Annotated in this window: 20 protein-coding genes; 11 read left to right on the top strand and 9 right to left on the bottom strand. The window is 73.0% G+C overall.

Annotated elements, in window-relative coordinates; genetic code table 11:
* Positions 1-139 precede the first annotated feature (139 nt).
* Positions 140-697 (top strand): type 1 glutamine amidotransferase domain-containing protein, encoded by a 558-nt coding sequence (locus O7598_RS27525; protein WP_269694133.1) that lies wholly within the window; start codon positions 140-142, stop codon positions 695-697.
* Between the two features lie 54 nt (positions 698-751).
* Positions 752-2,425 (top strand): MDR family MFS transporter, encoded by a 1,674-nt coding sequence (locus tag O7598_RS27520; protein WP_269694132.1) that lies wholly within the window; start codon positions 752-754, stop codon positions 2,423-2,425.
* 195 nt (positions 2,426-2,620) lie between these two features.
* Here O7598_RS27520 and O7598_RS27515 read toward each other — a convergent pair whose 3' ends face one another.
* Entirely contained in the window at positions 2,621-3,112 is a 492-nt protein-coding gene (locus tag O7598_RS27515; RefSeq protein WP_269694131.1) for an NUDIX domain-containing protein, read from the bottom strand.
* An 84-nt stretch (positions 3,113-3,196) separates the two neighbouring features.
* Here O7598_RS27515 and O7598_RS27510 point away from each other — a divergent pair, with 84 nt between their 5' ends.
* Positions 3,197-4,846: a long-chain fatty acid--CoA ligase gene (locus O7598_RS27510; protein WP_269694130.1), complete on the top strand. Its 1,650-nt coding sequence runs from the start codon at positions 3,197-3,199 to the stop codon at positions 4,844-4,846.
* Positions 4,847-5,021: 175 nt separating this feature from the next.
* On the opposite strand, the gene O7598_RS27505 is transcribed toward O7598_RS27510, so the two are convergent.
* From O7598_RS27505 to O7598_RS27485, 5 genes are all read right to left on the bottom strand, one after another.
* Positions 5,022-6,035, bottom strand: a complete 1,014-nt coding sequence (locus tag O7598_RS27505) for an NADPH:quinone reductase (RefSeq protein WP_269694129.1) — start codon at positions 6,033-6,035, stop codon at positions 5,022-5,024.
* Positions 6,036-6,101: 66 nt separating this feature from the next.
* A complete protein-coding gene (locus tag O7598_RS27500; protein ID WP_269694128.1) occupies positions 6,102-6,755 on the bottom strand; it encodes an HAD family hydrolase in 654 nt (217 codons plus the stop codon).
* Positions 6,756-6,783: 28 nt separating this feature from the next.
* The gene (locus O7598_RS27495) at positions 6,784-7,632 is read right to left on the bottom strand and encodes an SCO6745 family protein (RefSeq protein WP_269694995.1); all 849 of its coding nucleotides are present in this window, start codon (positions 7,630-7,632) and stop codon (positions 6,784-6,786) included.
* A 139-nt stretch (positions 7,633-7,771) separates the two neighbouring features.
* Positions 7,772-8,476 carry an FKBP-type peptidyl-prolyl cis-trans isomerase gene (locus O7598_RS27490; RefSeq protein WP_442929937.1) on the bottom strand — a complete coding sequence of 235 codons (705 nt, stop codon included), beginning with the start codon at positions 8,474-8,476 and terminating at the stop codon, positions 7,772-7,774.
* Between the two features lie 86 nt (positions 8,477-8,562).
* Positions 8,563-9,162: a DUF4241 domain-containing protein gene (locus O7598_RS27485; protein WP_269694126.1), complete on the bottom strand. Its 600-nt coding sequence runs from the start codon at positions 9,160-9,162 to the stop codon at positions 8,563-8,565.
* A 130-nt stretch (positions 9,163-9,292) separates the two neighbouring features.
* On the opposite strand from O7598_RS27485, the gene O7598_RS27480 reads away from it, so the two are divergent.
* A complete protein-coding gene (locus O7598_RS27480) occupies positions 9,293-9,685 on the top strand; it encodes a PPOX class F420-dependent oxidoreductase (RefSeq protein WP_091062701.1) in 393 nt (130 codons plus the stop codon).
* Between the two features lie 54 nt (positions 9,686-9,739).
* On the opposite strand, the gene ku is transcribed toward O7598_RS27480, so the two are convergent.
* Positions 9,740-10,732 carry a non-homologous end joining protein Ku gene (ku, locus tag O7598_RS27475; RefSeq protein WP_269694125.1) on the bottom strand — a complete coding sequence of 331 codons (993 nt, stop codon included), beginning with the start codon at positions 10,730-10,732 and terminating at the stop codon, positions 9,740-9,742.
* Positions 10,733-10,817: 85 nt separating this feature from the next.
* Between ku and ligD (O7598_RS27470) the strand changes: the two genes are divergently transcribed.
* Together ligD (O7598_RS27470) and ligD (O7598_RS27465) are read left to right on the top strand one after the other, a co-directional pair.
* On the top strand, positions 10,818-11,756 hold the full coding sequence (ligD, locus tag O7598_RS27470) for a non-homologous end-joining DNA ligase (protein ID WP_269694124.1): 939 nt from the start codon (positions 10,818-10,820) through the stop codon (positions 11,754-11,756).
* Positions 11,746-12,657, top strand: coding sequence for a non-homologous end-joining DNA ligase (ligD, locus tag O7598_RS27465; RefSeq protein WP_269694123.1), 912 nt, complete (start codon positions 11,746-11,748; stop codon positions 12,655-12,657). The genes ligD (O7598_RS27470) and ligD (O7598_RS27465) overlap by 11 nt, the downstream gene beginning before the upstream one ends.
* Here ligD (O7598_RS27465) and O7598_RS27460 read toward each other — a convergent pair.
* Together O7598_RS27460 and O7598_RS27455 are read right to left on the bottom strand one after the other, a co-directional pair.
* Positions 12,587-13,756, bottom strand: coding sequence for a hypothetical protein (locus O7598_RS27460; RefSeq protein ID WP_269694122.1), 1,170 nt, complete (start codon positions 13,754-13,756; stop codon positions 12,587-12,589). The two genes, ligD (O7598_RS27465) and O7598_RS27460, sit on opposite strands and share 71 nt — an antisense overlap.
* 101 nt (positions 13,757-13,857) lie before the next feature.
* Positions 13,858-14,232: a DUF4267 domain-containing protein gene (locus O7598_RS27455; protein WP_269694121.1), complete on the bottom strand. Its 375-nt coding sequence runs from the start codon at positions 14,230-14,232 to the stop codon at positions 13,858-13,860.
* Positions 14,233-14,320: 88 nt separating this feature from the next.
* Between O7598_RS27455 and O7598_RS27450 the strand changes: the two genes are divergently transcribed.
* From O7598_RS27450 to O7598_RS27430, 5 genes are all read left to right on the top strand, one after another.
* The gene (locus O7598_RS27450; protein ID WP_269694120.1) at positions 14,321-14,899 is read left to right on the top strand and encodes a TetR/AcrR family transcriptional regulator; all 579 of its coding nucleotides are present in this window, start codon (positions 14,321-14,323) and stop codon (positions 14,897-14,899) included.
* A 27-nt stretch (positions 14,900-14,926) separates the two neighbouring features.
* A complete protein-coding gene (locus tag O7598_RS27445; RefSeq protein WP_269694119.1) occupies positions 14,927-15,664 on the top strand; it encodes a TIGR03089 family protein in 738 nt (245 codons plus the stop codon).
* 73 nt (positions 15,665-15,737) lie between these two features.
* A complete protein-coding gene (locus O7598_RS27440; protein WP_269694118.1) occupies positions 15,738-16,790 on the top strand; it encodes a hypothetical protein in 1,053 nt (350 codons plus the stop codon).
* A gap of 20 nt (positions 16,791-16,810) precedes the next feature.
* Positions 16,811-17,215 carry a YbaB/EbfC family nucleoid-associated protein gene (locus tag O7598_RS27435; RefSeq protein WP_269694117.1) on the top strand — a complete coding sequence of 135 codons (405 nt, stop codon included), beginning with the start codon at positions 16,811-16,813 and terminating at the stop codon, positions 17,213-17,215.
* Positions 17,212-17,868 carry a hypothetical protein gene (locus O7598_RS27430; protein ID WP_269694116.1) on the top strand — a complete coding sequence of 219 codons (657 nt, stop codon included), beginning with the start codon at positions 17,212-17,214 and terminating at the stop codon, positions 17,866-17,868. Before O7598_RS27435 ends, O7598_RS27430 begins: the two co-directional genes overlap by 4 nt.
* Positions 17,869-17,903: the final 35 nt, after the last annotated feature.

Here is a 17,903-nt window from a genome sequence, read left to right as displayed (position 1 = left end):
GCCCCTCCGGGTCCCCCGGCGCCGACCGGCCAAACCTGGCCGCCCGGCGGCCGGCTGCGACGGGGGCCACCCGGCGCGTCCGGTTTCGGGGCATCGGCCGGGGGAACCGTCCAGACACACCTCGGAGAGGAGAAGCAGCATGGCAGCGACACTTCAGGGCAAGCGGATCGCCTTCCTGGCCGCCGACGGCGTCGAGGAGGTCGAGTACACCAAGCCTCGCGAGGCGGTGGAGAACGCCGGCGCCCAGGTGGAGCTGGTCTCCATCGAGTCCGGCTCGATCCAGGCGTTCAACCACCTGGACCACGGCAAGCAGTACCAGGTCGACGTCACCACCAAGGAGGCGGACGCCGGAGCGTACGACGCTCTGGTCCTGCCCGGCGGCGTGGCGAACCCGGACTTCCTGCGGACCGACCCGGACGCGGTCCGGTTCGTGAAGTCGTTCTTCGACGCCGGCAAGCCGGTCGGGGTGATCTGTCACGGCCCGTGGACTCTGGTCGAGGCGGACGTGGTGCGCGGCCGCACGATCACCTCCTGGCCGAGCCTGCGCACCGACCTCACCAACGCCGGCGCCAACTGGGTGGACCAGGAGGTCGTCACCGACAACGGGCTGGTCAGCAGCCGCAAGCCGGACGACCTGCCGGCGTTCTGCGCCAAGATCGTGGAGGAGTTCGCCGAGGGCCGGCACAGCGCGCGCTGAAAACTCGAGGTCCCACCGGGGGCATGATCCGCCCCCGGTGGGATAGGAAGCGGGATGACCGCCCAGACCGCCCGTCCCGCCCTGCCCGCCCGCCAGATCCGCCTGCTGATGTTCGGTCTGATGACCGGCATGCTGCTGGCCGCGCTCGACCAGACCATCGTCGGCACCGCGCTGCCCACCATCGTCGGCGAGCTGGGCGGCATCGACCACTACTCCTGGGTGGTCACCGCGTACCTGTTGGCGTCGACCGCGTCGACGCCGCTGTACGGCAAGATGGCCGACCTGTACGGGCGCCGGCCGGTCTTCCTCTTCTCGATCGGCGCGTTCCTGCTCGGCTCGCTGCTGGCCGGGCTCTCGCAGGACATGACCCAGCTGATCGTCACCCGAGGCGTGCAGGGCCTCGGCGCGGGTGGCCTGATGACGCTGGCGTTCGTCATCATCTCGGACGTGGTGCCGCCTCGGGAGCGAGGCCGCTACCAGGGCCTGTTCGGTGCGGTGTTCGGCCTGTCGTCGGTGGCCGGCCCGCTGGTCGGCGGCTACTTCGCGGAGACCAACTGGCGGTGGATCTTCTATATCAACGTGCCGCTGGCGATCCTCGCCATCGTGGTGTGCTGGCACGTCATGCGGTTGGTGCCGTTCCAGCGTCGCGAGCACACTGTCGACTGGATCGGCGCCGCGCTGCTGGTGGCCGGCGTGAGCTGCCTGCTGCTGGCGCTGAGCTGGGGCGGCAACTCGTACGCCTGGGGCTCGGCGGTGATCGTCGGGTTGTTCGTGGCCGGCGCGGCGCTGGGGGTGGCGTTCCTGTTCCAGGAGGCCCGGACCCGGGAGCCGATCCTGCCGCTGCGGCTGTTCCGCAGCCGCACGTTCGCGCTTGCCAACTCCGCCGGCTTCGTGCTCGGCCTGGTGATGTTCGGGTCGATCATCTTCATCCCGCTCTACCTGCAGATCGTCAAGGGCGCGTCGCCGACCCGCAGCGGTCTGCTGATGCTGCCGATGATGGCCGGCATCATCGTCACGTCGATCCTGACCGGCCGCGCGATGAGTCGGATCGGCCGGTACAAGTGGTTCCCGGTGGTGGGCTCGGCGGTGCTGGTGACCGGCATGCTGCTGTTCCGCCAGCTCCAGGTGGAGACGTCGCTCTGGCTCGCGTTCGGCTACATGGTGGTGATCGGCGTCGGGCTGGGCCTGTGCATGCAGTCGCTGATCCTGGCCGTGCAGAACGCGGTGGACGTCCGCGACCTGGGCGCCGGCACCTCCTCGGCCACGTTCTTCCGGTCGCTGGGCGGCTCGTTCGGGGTGGCGATCCTCGGCGCGGTGCTGTCCACGCGGCTCAGCTCCGCGCTGGCGGACCGGCTGCCCGGCGCGCTCGCCCAACTCCCGCCGCAGCAGCGGGCGGCGGTGGCGGCCGGCGGCACGGAGAACATCTCGATCAACGACCCGGCGACGATCCTCGCCCTGCCCGGGCCGGTGCGCGCCGCCATCCAGGCCTCGTTCGTCGAGTCGCTGCACCTGGTCTTCCTGACCACCGGACTGGTCGCGGTGCTGGCGGTGCTGGTCACCCTGGCCATGCCGAACCACCAGCTGCGGGGCGCCGGCCCGCAGGGCGCCACCGGCGGCGCCGACCCGTTGGGCGGGAAGGCCGCCGCCCCGGGTGGCAAGCCGTTGCCCAAGGAGTCGAAGGACGAGGCCGCCGCCGAGATGGAGGCGAAGTCGCAGACGATGCTCTGACGCACGGTGCGTCTCCGGCCCCGAGGGCTCTGCTCGTGCGGGCCCCGGCAGCCGGCGGGCGCTCGGGAAACATGCGGTCGAGAGCGGTATGCCGCTGAGGCATAAATATGCCTCAGGGGCATACGGGTTTTCCGGGAATCCTTCTTCGCGTCGCGACTCGCCGAGCGTCGCGACACGCCGCCGCGAGCGCGACCGTCACTTCAGGATCAGGCGGTTGGTCTGCTCGAAGACGGCCAGGTCGGCGAGCGTCTCGTGCACGCTGGACGAGAGCGGGGTGGGGAACTCCTCCGGGTGGAAGAACCCGGCGTCGGTGGTCTCGTCGGTGAACCGGGACAGCTCGCCGTCCCACTCGTCGACCCGGAACGCGGTGGTGAAGACCTGGTAGGTGTGCCCGTACATGTTGGTGTGGGTGCGGTCCGGGCCGGTGTAGAGCGCGAACGCGCTGACCCGCAGCGCGCGCAGGCCGGTCTCCTCGCGGACCTCCCGCACCGCGCAGTCGGCGATCGACTCGCCCAGCTCCATGGCACCGGCCGGCAGGGCCCACTGGCCGTTGTCGGAACGTTGGATCAGCAGCACCCGGGCGGCGTTGTCGCGCACCACGGCTCGGGCGCCGACGAACATCAGGGTGCGGTCACCGGCCAGCGCGCGGAGCTGCCCGACGTACGAGTCGGCCCACGAGATGCTCACCCGGACAATCTACGCAGCATTCCCGGCCGCCTCGGCCGTTCCGGGGGTTCCGTTCGTGTGAACGGCGACACTACGTTGTTACCCATGCGTAGCACGATGATGGACGCCCCTCTCCAGGTCTCCCGGATCCTCGAACACGGCTCCACCGTGCACGGCGCGGCGGAGGTGGTCACCTGGACCGGCGCCGAACCCCGCCGGATGACGTACGCGGAGGTGGGCCGCGCCGCCGCCCGGCTGGCGCACGCGCTGCGCGACGAGTGCGGCGTGACCGGCGACGAGCGGGTCGCCACCTTCATGTGGAACAACAACGAGCACCTGGTGGCCTACTTCGCCGTGCCGAGCATGGGCGCGGTGCTGCACACGCTCAACCTCCGGCTCTTCCCCGACCAGGTCGCCTACATCGCCAACCACGCCGAGGACCGGGTGGTGCTGGTCGACGGCACGCTCGTCCCGCTGCTCGCCCGGGTGATCGGCGAGCTGTCCACGGTGCGGCACGTGGTGGTGGTCGGCGGCGGCGACCCGGCTCCGCTGGTGGCGGCGGCCGGCGACCGGATCACCGTGCACCACTGGGACGCGCTGCTGGCCGACCGGCCGGACGTCTTCGACTGGCCGGAGGTGGACGAGCGGGACGCGGCGGCGCTCTGCTACACCTCCGGGACCACCGGCAACCCCAAGGGTGTGGCCTACTCGCACCGCTCGATCTATCTGCACTCGCTCCAGGTCTGCATGCCGGAGGGCTTCGGCCTCGGCCCGGGCGACCGGGAGCTGGCCATCGTGCCGATGTTCCACGCGATGTCCTGGGGCCTGCCCTACGCGGCGTTCCTCTCCGGTGCCTCGCTGATCATGCCGGACCGCTTCCTCCAGGCCGAGCCGATCGCCGCGATGATCGCCGCCGAGCGGCCCACGCTGGCCGGCGCGGTGCCGACCATCTGGACCGACCTGCTGGCCTACCTGGACGGCCACGACGTGGACACCTCCTCGTTGACCGAGGTGATCGTCGGCGGTTCGGCCTGCCCGCCGGCGCTGATGCACGCGTTCCACGACCGGCACGACATCGACGTCATCCACGCCTGGGGGATGACCGAGATGTCCCCGCTCGGCTCGGTGTCCCGCGCCCCGGCCGGCGCCACCGGCGACGACGCCTGGCGCTACCGCTACACCCAGGGTCGCGTCCCGGCCGGGGTGGCCGCGCGGATCGTCGGCCCGCTGGGTGAGCCGCTGCCCGCCGACGGGACGTCCGTGGGTGAGCTGGAGGTCCGCGGGCCGTGGGTGACCGCCCGGTACGTCGGCGACGACGTCCCGGACCCCGAGAAGTTCCGCGACGGCTGGCTGCGGACCGGGGACGTCGGCACGCTCTCGCCGGACGGCTACATCACCCTCACCGACCGCGCCAAGGACGTGATCAAGTCGGGCGGCGAGTGGATCTCCTCGGTCGAGCTGGAGAACGCCCTGATGGCCCATCCGGCGGTGCTGGAGGCGTGCGTGGTGGGCGTGCCGGACGAGCGGTGGGACGAGCGGCCGCTGGCGACCGTGGTGGTCCGCGAGGGCGCCTCGGTGACCGCCGAGGAGCTGCGGGACTTCCTGGCCGGCTCGGTGGCCCGGTGGCAGTTGCCGGAACGCTGGGCGTTCATCGACGCGGTGCCGAAGACCAGCGTCGGCAAGTTCGACAAGAAGGTGGTGCGTTCCCGCTACGCCGACGGCGGCCTTGAGGTGCGGGAACTGACCGCGCCGTAACACTTTCCGGCGTACCGTCGCCAACACGGGTAGGAGCATGTTTCCAACGGACATTCCTCCCAGAGGGCGGCCCCGGCGTTCGCACCGCGCCGGGGCCGCCCGTCCGTTACGGGGTGACCCGCACCGTCATTGTTGCGAAACTTGTTCGCCTCTGTCCTGATGTCGGGGAAATCGCCTACTCGTCGGCGGTGCTGACGAGCACCTTGCCCACCGCGCCGTCCCGCACCGCCTGCTGCGCCGTCGCCGTCTCGGCCAGCGGGTGGCGGTGCAGCGGCAGGCCGGCCTCCTCGCCGACCCGGATCGCACCCTGCGCCACCGCCGCCGCGATGTCGGTGACCGCCTGCGCCTTGGCCACCTTCGGCGCGGTGTAGACGAGCACGAACTGCCAGCGCGCGTTCGGGCCCATCAACGGCCGGATCGGCAACGTCACCTCGTCGCCGCCGTCGTCGGCGTAGACGCAGACCGCGCCGCCGGTCCGCAGGATCTGCACGTCGGCGGCGGCGTTACGGGCGGCGGAGACCTCGACGATCGTGTGCACCCCGTCGGGCGCGACCTTGCGGACCTCCTCCACCACGTCCTGCTCGCGATAGTTGATCACGAAGTCGGCTCCGGCCGCGGCGGCGAGCTGCGCCTTCTCCGGCGTGCTCACCGTGGTGATCACACAGGCGTCGGCCCAGCGGGCGAGCTGGATCGCCGCGTTGCCGACCGCGCCCGCCCCGCCCTGCACCAGCACCACGTGGTCGCTCAACGCGCCGGCGTGCAGCTTGTCCGGCATGAACTCGCCGGCGGTCAGGCAGCGGTGCGCCGTCATGAACGGGATGCCCAGCGCCGCGCCCAGGTCGAACGAGGCCGAACCCAGCGGCACCGCGTGCCGGACCGGGACCACGGTGTACTCGGTGGCCGTGCCCCAGGGACGCTGCCACGCCGCCTCCCACACCCAGACCCGCTCGCCGATCAGGATCCGGTCGACGCCCTCGCCGACCGCCTCGACCACCCCGGCGCCGTCCTGGTGCGGGATCTGCCAGCCGGCCGGCAGCGGCCACGCCTCCCGGGCCTTCCAGTCCGTCGGGTTCACCCCCGAGACGGCCATCCGCACCAGCACCTCGCCGGGCCCCGGCTCCGGCACCGGCCGCTCCACCAGCTGGAGCACCGAGGCGTCCCCGCTGCGCTCGTACACGATCGCCCTCATCGCCGTCCCTCCGCCGTCGTCGTCGGATGCGCTACCCGAACCCCACCCGAACATGCCGCCCCTGGCTCAGCCCAACCCGGCCAGCAGCTCCGGGGTGAGCGCGTCGATCGAGGGGAGCAGCACGGCCGCGAGCGCCTCGGCGTCCGGATCCAACGGGTACGAGCCGTGCGGCACCGCCACCACCCGGCACCCGGCCGCCGCCGCCGAACGGACCCCGTTCGACGAGTCCTCCACCGCCACGCACCGGGCCGGGTCGACGCCCAGCCGCGCCGCCACCGCCAGCCACACGTCCGGCGCCGGCTTGCCCCGGGCGGTCTCCTCGGTCGACAGCGTCGCCCCGAACGCGTCGGCCAGGCCGGTCGCGTCCAGCGCGGCCGCGATCAGCCGGGTCGGCGACGAACTGGCCAACCCCAGCGGCCACCGCGCTGCCACGCCGCGTACCACCGCGTCGGCCCCGTCGATCAGCGGTACGCGCTCCGCGTAGCGCCGGGCCATCTCGGCCACCACCTCGGTGGCGACCTGCTCGGCCGACCGGTCGACGCCCAGCTCGCCGCTGAGGTAGCCGGCCCACTCGCCGGTGCTCATACCCATCAGCCGCCGCTGCGTGTCGGGTTGCCAGGTGCCACCGTGCGCGGCCACGTACGCCCGCCGGACCTCCTCCCAGACCGGCTCCGAGTCCACGATCACGCCGTCCAGGTCGAAGAGCACCGCGTCCACCATGCCGCCATCCTGCCCCAGTCGGCCCGGCTCAGCCCGGCAGCGTCGCCTCGGCGGAGCGCTGCGCCGGCAGGCCGATCGGCGCCTTCGGCGGGATGATCGTGCGGCACCGGGTCGCGATCGGTTCCAGCAGCTCCCGCAGCCGCCCGGTACGCTCCGCGCCCAGCGCCCGCCACGGGCCGGACGCGGCCCGGTCGGTGGCCTCCTCCACGGCCCGGAACGCGGCGGTGGAGTGCGCGGTGGGGCTGCGCCCGTCGGTCAGCCAGCCCTTGTCGACCAGCCGCGCCTCGGCGGCGGACCACTCCTCGTCGGTCCAGCCCCGGGCCGGCTGGTGGAACTCGCGGAACTGGTCCACCCGGCACCGCCAGGCCACCACCTCGACCGGGTCCAGGCCGGTGCCGACCAGCGCCGCGACGTGCCCGTCGCCCCGGTGCTCGCGCAGCGTGGCGGCGGCCTGCCAGAGCCGGGCCAGCGGGTATTCCCCGCGGGGCAGGGCGGCGTTGACGGCACCGAGCACCCGCCCGGCCGTGTCCACCCGCCCGGCCGCCTCCTCCAGCAGGCCGGCGACCTCGACGAGGTGCGACTCGGGCAACTCGTAGGTGAACTCGGCGAGCGCCTGCACGGCGCCGGTGAGCCGGGCCCGCAGGGCCTCCTCCGGGGCGGCCAGCCGCCACACCGACGGCAGCGCCCGGGCCACCATCGGCGGCGCGAAGCTGAAGAACGCCGCGGTCACCGTCGGCGCGTCGACCGCGCCGAGCGGCGCGGCCCGGCCGGCGAAGTAGCCGCGCCAGTAGCCGCGCAACCCGACCGCCTCGAACGCGGCCCGGGCGCGCGGGTGGAAGTAGGTCACCGCGTGGACCGGCTCGAAGAGCGTCCACATCTGCCGGGCCACCCCGGGGTCGTCCAGCGCCGCCACGTGCACCTCCGCGTCGGTATGCAGGTCACCGCGAGCGGTCGGGCCGCCCGCGGTGACCATGAACCTACTGCCGGTGGGTGACCGGGCGGAAGCCTGGAGTGATCTACTGCGCAGCCAGCACGTCGACGACGAAGCGCAGCGGGCCGGCCGGACGGCCGCCCTCGGCCTTGTCGCCGTACGCCAGCGCGGCCGGCAGGTCCAGCTGCACCCGGCTGCCCACCGGCACGCCGACCAGGCCCTGGTCCCAGCCCTTGATGACCTGGCCCACGCCGATCGGGAAGGTGGCCGGCTGGCCGTTGTCCCAGGACGCGTCGAACTGCTTGCCGTCCTTGTAGAAGACGCCCACGTAGTTCGTGGTGATGGTCTGCCCGGCCTTCACCGCCGGCCCGGTGCCCTTGACCAGGGTGGTGACGGTCAGCTTCTTCAGCTCGCCGGTGCCGGCCTTCACGGTCGGCTTGGTCTTCAGCGCCGGGTCGATGTTGGCGGGCAGCTCCGGGGCGGGCGGTGCGGTCGGCTCGGCCTGGTCGGCGGGCGCGCTTGGGCTGGCCGCGGAGGCGTTGCTGGCCGGCTTGTCGTCGTCCCCGCTGTTCAGCCAGACCAGGCCGCCGACCAGGGCCACCACGGCGAGCACACCGGCCGCCGCGCCCAGCATCGACTGCCGGCGCCGTCGCGCCTCGGCGGCCTTCTTCTCGGCCAGCTGGGCGGCCAGCCGCCGCCCTGCCTTGGTGGCCGGGGCGGCCTGGTCCTCCGACCGGTTCTCCACACGCTCGCTCACGTCGACTCCCTGCAGGTGGGTGGATGCGCGCAAACGGTACCCGCCCACACCCCCGCAGTGCGGAAAGGCGGGGGCCCTTCTTAACGCATTCGGTATAGGCGGGGCCCCTTGCTCACACCTCAGCCCTCGGCGGGCACGACCATGAAATCGGTGACGAACCTCGCGACCCGGCCGTCCGCGCCGCGACCCACCCAGGTGCCGTAGCAGCCGTCGCCCCAACCCGACCAGACCGTCAGCACGTTCGCGCCGGTCGCCTCGTCCACCACCACGTCGACCAGGCCGGGGACCGGGCCACGGTCGGACTCCCCGTCCTCGGCGAGGAAGACCTCCTCGATCCGGTCGTCGTCCCAGCCCTCGACCACGGCGAGGGCGTCCCGGTCGGCGAGGGTGCCGGTGCCGGCGTCCACGCCGTACCCGAAGAAGTCGTCCGGTCCCAGCGCACCGACGTCCTGGCCCTCCACGACGGCCATCTCCCACTGCGCGACCGGCTCGTCCCGGACGACGACCTCCAGCGCCGCCACCCGCCGGTCGGTCCCGCCGCCGTCGTGGCGCACGGACGACACCCAGGCACGCGCCGGGTAGCGGCCCGGCGCGACCGAGACGGTGTACGGATCGCTCTCCGGGCAGACCAGCGGATCGCACCCCACCAGATGCCCGGTCGGCAACACCACCTCACCGGCCGGGTACGCCTCGAGCACGTGCTCGGACGTCCCGTCCACGAACCGGGCGCCCGGCGTGAGCAGCCGCGCGAAATCTGGGTGTACGGCATCGGAACGGTCCTCTCGCTGGCTGACGGCCGGCGGAGCGTACCGGCGGCGGCCGACAACCGACCGGGGTACGTTCTCGACCATGGCGATCCTCACCGAAGAAGACGTGGCCCTGCTCGGCGAGCCGCAGCTCGCGCACGTGGCCACCATCGAGTCCGACGGCACCCCGCACGTCACCCCGGTGTGGGTGGACACCGACGGTGAGCACATCGTGTTCAACACGGCCAAGGGCCGGCAGAAGTACCTGAACATGGCCCGCAACCCGGTGGTCGCGGTGTCCGTGGTGGACAAGGCGGACGACTTCCGCACGCTGTGGGTCAAGGGCACCGCCGAGTTCGTCACCGAGGGCGCCGACGAGCACATCGACCGGATGGCGAAGAAGTATCTCGGCCAGGACACCTACCCGTGGCGGCGTCCCGGCGAGGAGCGCGTCATCGTCCGGATCACCCCGACGGAGAAGCTCGGCCGCGGGTGATGACAAGGGGTCCCGCCGATGCCGGAAACGTCAAGCGGGGCCCCTCCTTGCACCTCAGGCGGTCTTCTTGCGGGCGGGAGCCTTCTTCGCGGTCTTCTTCGCCGGCTCGGCCTTCTTCGCCGTGGCCTTCTTCGCGGCGGTCTTCTTGGCGGCGGTCTTCTTCGCCGGCTCGGCCTTCTTGGCCGGGGTCTTCTTCGCGGCGGTCTTCTTCGCCGAGCGGGCCGACGAGATCGGCGTCGGCTCGGCCCCGCCGCCGGACGGCGCCTCGCCCCGGGCCGCCCGGGCCCGCTCGACCGACGCCTTCAACGCCGCCATCAGGTCCACCGCGGCGGCCGGCGCGGCTTCTTCCTCCTCCGGCTGCACCACCTCGCGGCCCTCGACCTTCGCGTCGATGACCTCCTGCAACGCGGCCCGGTAGTCGTCGGTGAACGCGTCCGGCTCGAACTCGCCGGCCATCGAGTCGATCAGCGAGCTGGCCATCGCCAGCTCGGGCGGGCGGACCTTCAGGTCCTCGTCGAGGAAGCCGAAGTCGGGCTGGCGGATCTCGTCCGGCCAGAGCATCGTGTTGAGCAGCAGCACGCCCTCGCGGACCCGCAGGGTGGCCAGCTGTTCCCGCTGGCGCAGCGCCACCTTGACGATCGCCACCCGCTCCGAGTCGGTCAGCGCGTCGCGCAGCAGCACGTACGGCTTGGTGGCGGTGCCCTCCGGTTCGAGGAAGTAGGCCTTGTTGTAGAGGATCGGGTCGACCTGCTCCGCCGGCACGAACTCCAGCACGTCGATCGCGTGCGAGGTGCTCAGCGGCAGGTCGGCGAAGTCCTCGTCGGTCAGGATGACCATCTCGCCGCCGCCGACGTCGTAGCCCTTGGCGATGTCGTCGTAGGTGACCTCCTCGCCGCAGACCGAGCAGGTCCGCTTGTAGCGGATGCGACCGCCGTCCTCGCGGTGCACCTGGTGGAACCGGATGTCCTTCTCCTCGGTGGCCGAGTAGACCTTCACCCCGATCGACACCAGGCCGAACGACACCGCCCCCTTCCAGATGGCCCGCATCCCCGCTCCTCTCCCCGGCTGAACACCAGAATCGCAAATGATCGAACCTGACGCACGCCCTTCGGCGTGCAACTACAGTCAGGAGGTGCCCGGCGCGCCGCTGAAGCCGATGCTCGCGATGACCGGGCAGCTCCCGGCCGGTGCCGCCTGGGCGTACGAGTTCAAGTGGGACGGGGTCCGCGCGCTCGCCGACATCTCCCACGGCGACCGGCACTTCTACGCCCGCTCCGGGGTGGAGATCACCACCGCGTACCCGGAGCTGCTGAACCTGGCCGAGCAGGTCGACGACGCGCTGCTCGACGGCGAGGTGGTGCTCTTCACGGACGGGCAGCCCTCGTTCACCGCGCTGGCCGAGCGGATGCACGTGCGCAACCCGGCCAAGGCGGCCCGGCTCGCGGCGACCGTGCCGGTCACGTACATGATCTTCGACCTGTTGCGGCTCGACGGCGTGGACCTGACCGCCCGGCCGTGGCGGGAGCGACGGGCGGCGCTGGAGTCGCTCGGGCTCGGCGCCGCGCGGTGGGCGGTGCCGCCGGTCTTCACCGACGGCCCGGCCACCTGGGCGGCGGCCGGCGAGCACGGGCTGGAGGGGGTGATGGCCAAGCGGGCCGACTCGCTCTACCGGCCGGGGGTGCGCTCGCCGGACTGGGTGAAGGTGAAGCTGGAGGTCACCGGCGACTTCGTGGTCGGTGGCTGGCGGCCCGGCGCGCGCCGCGTCGGTGGGCTGCTGGTGGGCGTGCCCGGGCCGGACGGGCGGCTCGTCTACCGGGGGCGCGTCGGCGGCGGGATCGGCGCGGCGATCGAGCGGGAGCTGCTGCGTGAGCTGGAGCCGCTGCGCGCCGGCACGTCGCCGTTCGCCGCGGGCGTGCCGCGCGAGGATGCCCGGGGCGCGATCTGGGTAGAACCCCGGGTCGTGGTGGAGGTCAAGTACGGCCAGCGCACGCCGGACGGCCGGCTGCGCTTCCCGCGGATCCTGCGCCTGCGCCCGGACAAGCCGCCCGAGGAGGTCGACGATGCCGGCTGACCGGTTCAAGGTCGAGGTCGAGGGGCGTGCGCTGGAGCTGTCCAACCTGGACAAGGTGCTCTTCCCGCAGGCCGGCTTCACCAAGGGCGAGGTGATCGACTACTACACCCGCATCGCCCCGGTGCTGCTGCCGCACCTGACCGACCGGGCGCTCACCCGGATCCGCTTTCCCAACGGCGTCGACGGCGGCTCGTTCTTCGAGAAGAACGCACCCGCCGCGACCCCCGGTTGGGTACGCACCGAGAACCTGCCCGCCCCCGGGTCGAGCAAGGGGCGGGAAACCATCGACTACGTGGTCTGCGACGACCTGCCCACGCTGGTCTGGCTGGCCAACCTGGCCGCGTTGGAACTCCACACGCCGCAGTGGAAGATCGGCGCGCACCCGGACGTGATGGTGGTCGACCTGGACCCGGGCGCCCCGGCGGCGCTGAAGCAGTGCTGCCAGGTGGCGTTGCTGATGCGCGACCGGCTGGCCGACGACGGGATCGACGCCTACCCGAAGACGTCCGGGAAGAAGGGCATGCAGCTCTGCTGCCCGATCGCCGGCACCCAGGACGCGGAACTGGTCTCCGGCTACGCCCGGCGGATCGCCCGGGAGCTGGAGCAGGCGCACCCGAAGCAGATCGTGTCGAAGATGGCGAAGAACCTGCGCCCCGGCAAGGTCTTCATCGACTGGAGCCAGAACAACGCGGCGAAGACGACGGTGGCGCCCTACTCGCTGCGGGCCCAGCCGGTGCCGGCCGTGTCCACGCCGCTGACCTGGGACGAGGTGGAGGCGGGCGCGGCCGGCAAGCGGCCTTCGACCCGCCCCTGGACCGCGACCGAGGTGCTCAGGCGGGTGGCGAAGCAGGGTGACCTGCTGGCGCCGCTGCTCGACGGCGGTCCCGAGCTGCCCGCCTGAGCCGCCACCACGCGCCGCCGACCAGGAGCACCACGATCACGCTGATCGCCACGTCACCCACCAGGTCCGCCGCCGGGCTCGACGGGGAGTAGGTCGGCACGTCGTACGCGGAGACGGCCGCGGCGAGCACGCTCGCCGAACCGGCCGCGAGCACGTGCCGTTGTCCCCAGCCGGCCCGCCGCGACCAGCGGGTGAGCAGGACCGCGGTGACCGCGGCGAGCATGAGCGCGAGCCCGACCCCCGGCCAGCCCGGCACGATGCCGGCCCCCAGATAGGCGACCAGCACGACCAGCGCCGGCCAGATCGGCCGGGGCGCTCTCCGGGCCACCGTCGGCGCCGCCCACGTGCCGGCCGACCGCGCCGGGTAGGCGTCCTGGCCGACCGCGTGCTGGCCGGCGGAGTTCGGGTCGACCGCGTCCGGGTCGACCGTGTCCTGGCCGGCCGCGTCCCGGTCGCCGGGCCGGCCGACGGGTCGCCGCGCGCGTCGCAGCGCGACGGTGATCAGGACCATTGCCACCCCGGCGGCGAACAGGAGCTGGACCGGCGAGGCCAGGAACCCCTTGCGGCCGCCGTCGTCGGCGAAGACCAGCAGGCTGCCGCCGAGCCAGAGCAGCGCGGTGACGGCCAGCCCCGGACGGCCCAGCCAGGGCCGCGACCGGCGGCCCGCACCGAGGTACGACTCGACCAGCGCGATCGCCGCGCAGATGGTCAACGCCACGTGGTTGCCCACGTAGTCGACCGCCTGCCGGGCGCTGAACCCGAGACCGGGCACCAGCGTCGCCTCAGCGGCGGCGCGGGTGTCGGCGAACTGGGTGTCGTCGAGGAAGTCGGGATTGAACAGCGACTGGTCGACCAGGCCGGCCTGGACCACGCCGAAGGCGGCGGCGAGCAGGACGATCCCCGGCCAGCCCAGCCCGAGGCGCCGGGCGGTCTCCCGGATCAGCAGCGCGGCGCCGCCGTACATGGGGGCGAGCAGGACCACGACGAACGGCATGCCGAGGAGGGTGAAGCCACCCCAGACGCACTCCGCGGTCCAGGGCGCGAGCAGCAGCAACGCGACCGCCGGGGCGAGCCGGCGGCGCAGCGGTCGGGTCGTCATGCCCGCACCGTGCCGTAGCCGTCCGGCCCGTCGATACGGCCATCGGCCGGCCGGACCCGCGACCAAAGTCGACGGTCGTGGATCCGGCCGGCGTCGGATCTCTAGAGGGCGAACAGCAGCGCGGCGTCCAGGAGTACGACCACGGCGGTGGCGAAGTGGATGCCGAAGGCGACGGCCCGGGTGCCGCCGTGGCGGAGCACGATGACCGTGTCGCCCAGTGGGGCCAGCGCGACGACCAGCATGAACCAGGCGACCGCCTCGGCGCCGGTGAACGCGATCAGGGCGAGGCCGACCAAGCCGTAGGTGAGGTCGCGGACGCCCTTGACCGTGAGGTAGGCGGGATCTCCCTGGCCCTCCGCGGCCGGGACGCCGTAGCCGGCGGCGGAGGCGCGCGGCGCCACGAGGAAGCGGACGCCGATGAAGGCGATGAAGAGGCTGAGGACGATGGCGAGCCCGTAGGCGAGGGGGGTGAGCATGACCGACTCCAAAAGCTAGCGCTGCTAGATGTGAAGGCGACGCTAGCAGAGCGCTGGCAAGATGGCTAGCGGTGCTAGGATGGTGGTCATGTCGATTCAGGCGCGCCGGGAGCGGGAGCGGGCGGAACGCGAGCGGGCGATCATCTCCGCCGCCCGGGACCTGGCCGAGTCGGAGGGCTGGGACGCGGTCACCACCCGCCGGCTCGCCGCCGAGATCGAGTACAGCCAGCCCGTCCTCTACAGCCACTTCAAGGGCAAGGACGCGATCATGGCCGCCGTCGCCGTGGAGGGCTTCGGCAACCTGGCCGACGACCTCACCGCCGCCCGGGCCGACGCGACCGACCCGCGCCGTGCGGTGGCCGACGTCGCCGCGGCGTACGTCTCGTTCGCCGAGCGCCGGCCCGCCCTCTACGACGCGATGTTCACCCTCGCCGTCGAGCTTCCCTTCGCCAGTCAGGAGGTGCCGGTCGACCTCGCCCGGGGCTTCGCCCAACTGGCCGAGGCGCTGCGCCCGTTCGCCGGTGACGACGACCTGGAGACGTTCACCGAGACCTTCTGGAGCGGACTGCACGGCCTGGTCACGCTGATGCGCAACGGGCGGCTGCGACGGGCCGGACATGAGCGGCGGCTGGCCCTCCTGGTCGACCGGTTCGCCCGGCTAGGGTGAGCTGACCGCAACGGAGGAGCGCACCCGATGGCCGCATCCGTACCCACCGCCGTGCCGACCGACGAGCCGCTGTTCAGCTACCGCGACGACGTGACCGGCGAGTGCGCCGATCTCGACGCGGCGCAGCTGGGGGCATGGGCGGCCCGCAGCGCCGGGTTGCTCCGCGACGGCTGCGGGCTGCGCCCCGGCGACCGGATGGCCGTGCTGCTGCCCCCGCACTGGCGCACCGCGGCGGTGCTGCTCGGTGCCTGGTCGGTCGGGCTGACGATCTCCTTCCGGCCCCGGGCGCTGGCCGGGCTGCCGGTGCTGGAGCCGGGCGCGGACCGACCGTACGACGCGGTGTTCGTGACCCCGGAACGCCTCGACGACTGGCTGGAGGACGTGCCGGAGGGGACCCACCGCTACCTCGTCGGCGCCGGCCCGGGCCCGCTCGACGAGGTGCCGCCGGGCTGGCTGGACTGGTCGGCCGAGGTGCTGCGCCACCGCGCCGACCCGCCGGACTACACCGCCGTGGACCCGGCCGGTCCGGCCACTCCGGACGGCACCAGCTTCGGCGCGTGGCGGCGGCTGGCCGCGGAGGTCGCCACGCAGCTCGACCTGCGCCCCGGCGACCGGCTGCTGGTCGACGCCGCCGAGCACGAGCAGCCGCTGAAGTGGCTGCTGGCCCCGCTCGCCGCGGGCGCCTCGGTCGTCGTCCACGCCCACCTCGACCGCTCCCGGTTGGACGCCCACCTCGCCGCCGACCGGGCCACCCGCGTCCTCTGAGCCGCTGATCTCCGGGCACACCGGGGCGCAGCCGTTCGCCTACGATGCCCGGGGAGCGCACCGGGAGGGCATCATGGCCGATTTCACCGTGGATCCGGACGACGTCCGCATCCATGGGCGGACGCTGGGCCGCACCGTCGCCGAGGACTACGCGCAGCGGGCGGAGGAGATCTCCCGGGACAGCGCCATCGACCCGCCCGGGTTCGGCATCGCTCTGTCACCGTTCGAGGCGCTCTACATCCAGCACGTCGGGTTCCTGATCGACGACGTGCGCGGCGCGGCCGACGTGTGCCGGCAGATCGGCGCGAAGCTCGGGGTCGTCGCCGACCAGTACGAGCGCGCGGAGGACCTGCACGTCAGCGGGTTCGGCGGCACGCCGGCCCCGATGGGCTCCTACGGCGACGCGTACGGCCGGACGGGCGCCGCGCAACTCGCCACCGACCCGGCGGCGCTCGGCGCCGCCGCCACCGTCGGCGCCACGATCACGCTGGCCGAGATCGGCGGGATCGTCGGTGGCATGGCGGCCTGCGCCGCGCTCTGCCCCACCTTCATCATCGGCCTGGCCGGGGCCGTGCTCTTCGTCGCCAACCCGCTGGGCATCGCCCAGGCCGGCGCCGACCTGATCCGCCACGGCGACCAGCTCCAGAAGGCGCTGAACGCCAACTTCGACAAGATCTGCTCCGCCGCCACCGGCACCTGGAAGGGCGAGGGCAAGGACAGCTTCGTCATCATGGCCACCAAGCTCAAGGCGCACCTGGACGAACTCGGCGCGTACATCCGGATCCTCGGCGAGGCGCTGCACTCTCTGGAGATCGCCCTCAGCGGCCTGTGGATCGCCCTGGGCGCGATGACCGTGCCGTTCCTGACCTGGCTGATCGCCATGCGCGCCGCCGAGCTCATCCCCGGCGCCGCCGTCGCCCTCGAACCGCTCATCCAGGCGGCCGGGGCGGCCGTGGCCAGCTCGGTCACCTCGATGGTGGCGGCCGTCGGCGCGGTGGGCGGGCTGGCCCTGGCGCTGGTCAACGGCCTCGCCAAGGACTTCCTCAAGCTGATGACGCTGCCGGACGACGGCGCGGCCGGCACTCCCGACCTGACCGAGTTCCGCGTCGGCGAGAACTTCGCCTGAGCCGTGCGAGAGGAGACGCCATGATCGACCCGGACGCGCGGCGCCGCATCGAGGGCATGGCCGAGCAGGCCAACCGGTTCGCCGCCACCATGTCGGATCTCACCGGCGAGGGCAGCGACGACGCGGGGCTGGTGCGGGCGTCGTGTGCCGCCGGCGGTCGCCTCGTCGACATCGAGCTGGCCGCGGAGACCCGGCGGATGCAGACGTACGAGCTGCGCGAGGCGATCCTGGCCGCCACCGGCCGTGCCACCGACTCGGCCGCCGCGAAGCTCGCCGAGGTGGTCGCGCAGATGACCGGCGGTGCCGACGTGTACGGCGGCGACGCCGTCCGCCAGGCCCGCGAACAGGTGGCCCAGTACCAGCGGCTCGTCGACGCACAGCGGGAGAAGCTCGAACAGCTCCGCGCCGACCTCGGCCGGTCATGAGCCGCGCGACCGCGGAACTGCGCCTGCGTCGCCCGCTGCTGCGGGTGCTCGGCGCGCTGCGCCCGGTCCCCGCCGGCTACCAGATGCGCCCGGCGATCCTGCTGCCGCTCCTCGCCCTCGCCGCGGTCGCGTTCGTGCTGCTCGTCATCGTCGGCGCGCCGCTGGGCCGGCGCGGCTCGGCGTTGCCCTACGTCCTCGCGTTCGTGGTGGCGGCGGGAATCGCGCTGCCGTACCCGGTCCTGACCCTCGCCGCGGTCACCTGGTACGCCTACGGCGCCGGGCACCCCATGCTCTCGGTCGTCGACGGGGAGGTCCAGGGCCGGCTGCGTGGCGTGTGGGCCGGCGAGGTCGCCGCCGCCGACCCGACCGACCCGTCCTGGTGGGACCTGCGGTTGCCGATCGCCGCGCTCACCGGCGTGCGGGTGGAACGCGACCGCCCCGGCGGCCCGCTCCTCATCCTCGACCTGCCGCCCGAGGCGGCGGCGGCGCTGCTGGCCGACGAGGACTCCGGCCAGCTGGCTCGACACTGGAACGAGCGGGTGGACAGTCCGGCCGCCTGGCAGGTCGGCCTCTACGTCGGCCGCCTCCGCCGCGAACGCCAGCTCCGCGCCCTGCTCGCCGCGCTCGGGGTGCAAGGCGGGGCCCCTTCTTAACGCCTCCGGTAGAGGTGGGGCCTCCTGTTGACATG

Source organism: Micromonospora sp. WMMC241, from assembly GCF_027460165.1.
Lineage (GTDB): Bacteria > Actinomycetota > Actinomycetes > Mycobacteriales > Micromonosporaceae > Micromonospora > Micromonospora humi.
The sequence above is the reverse complement of the archived record's forward strand: the minus strand, read 5'-3'. Positions and strand labels throughout refer to the sequence as shown.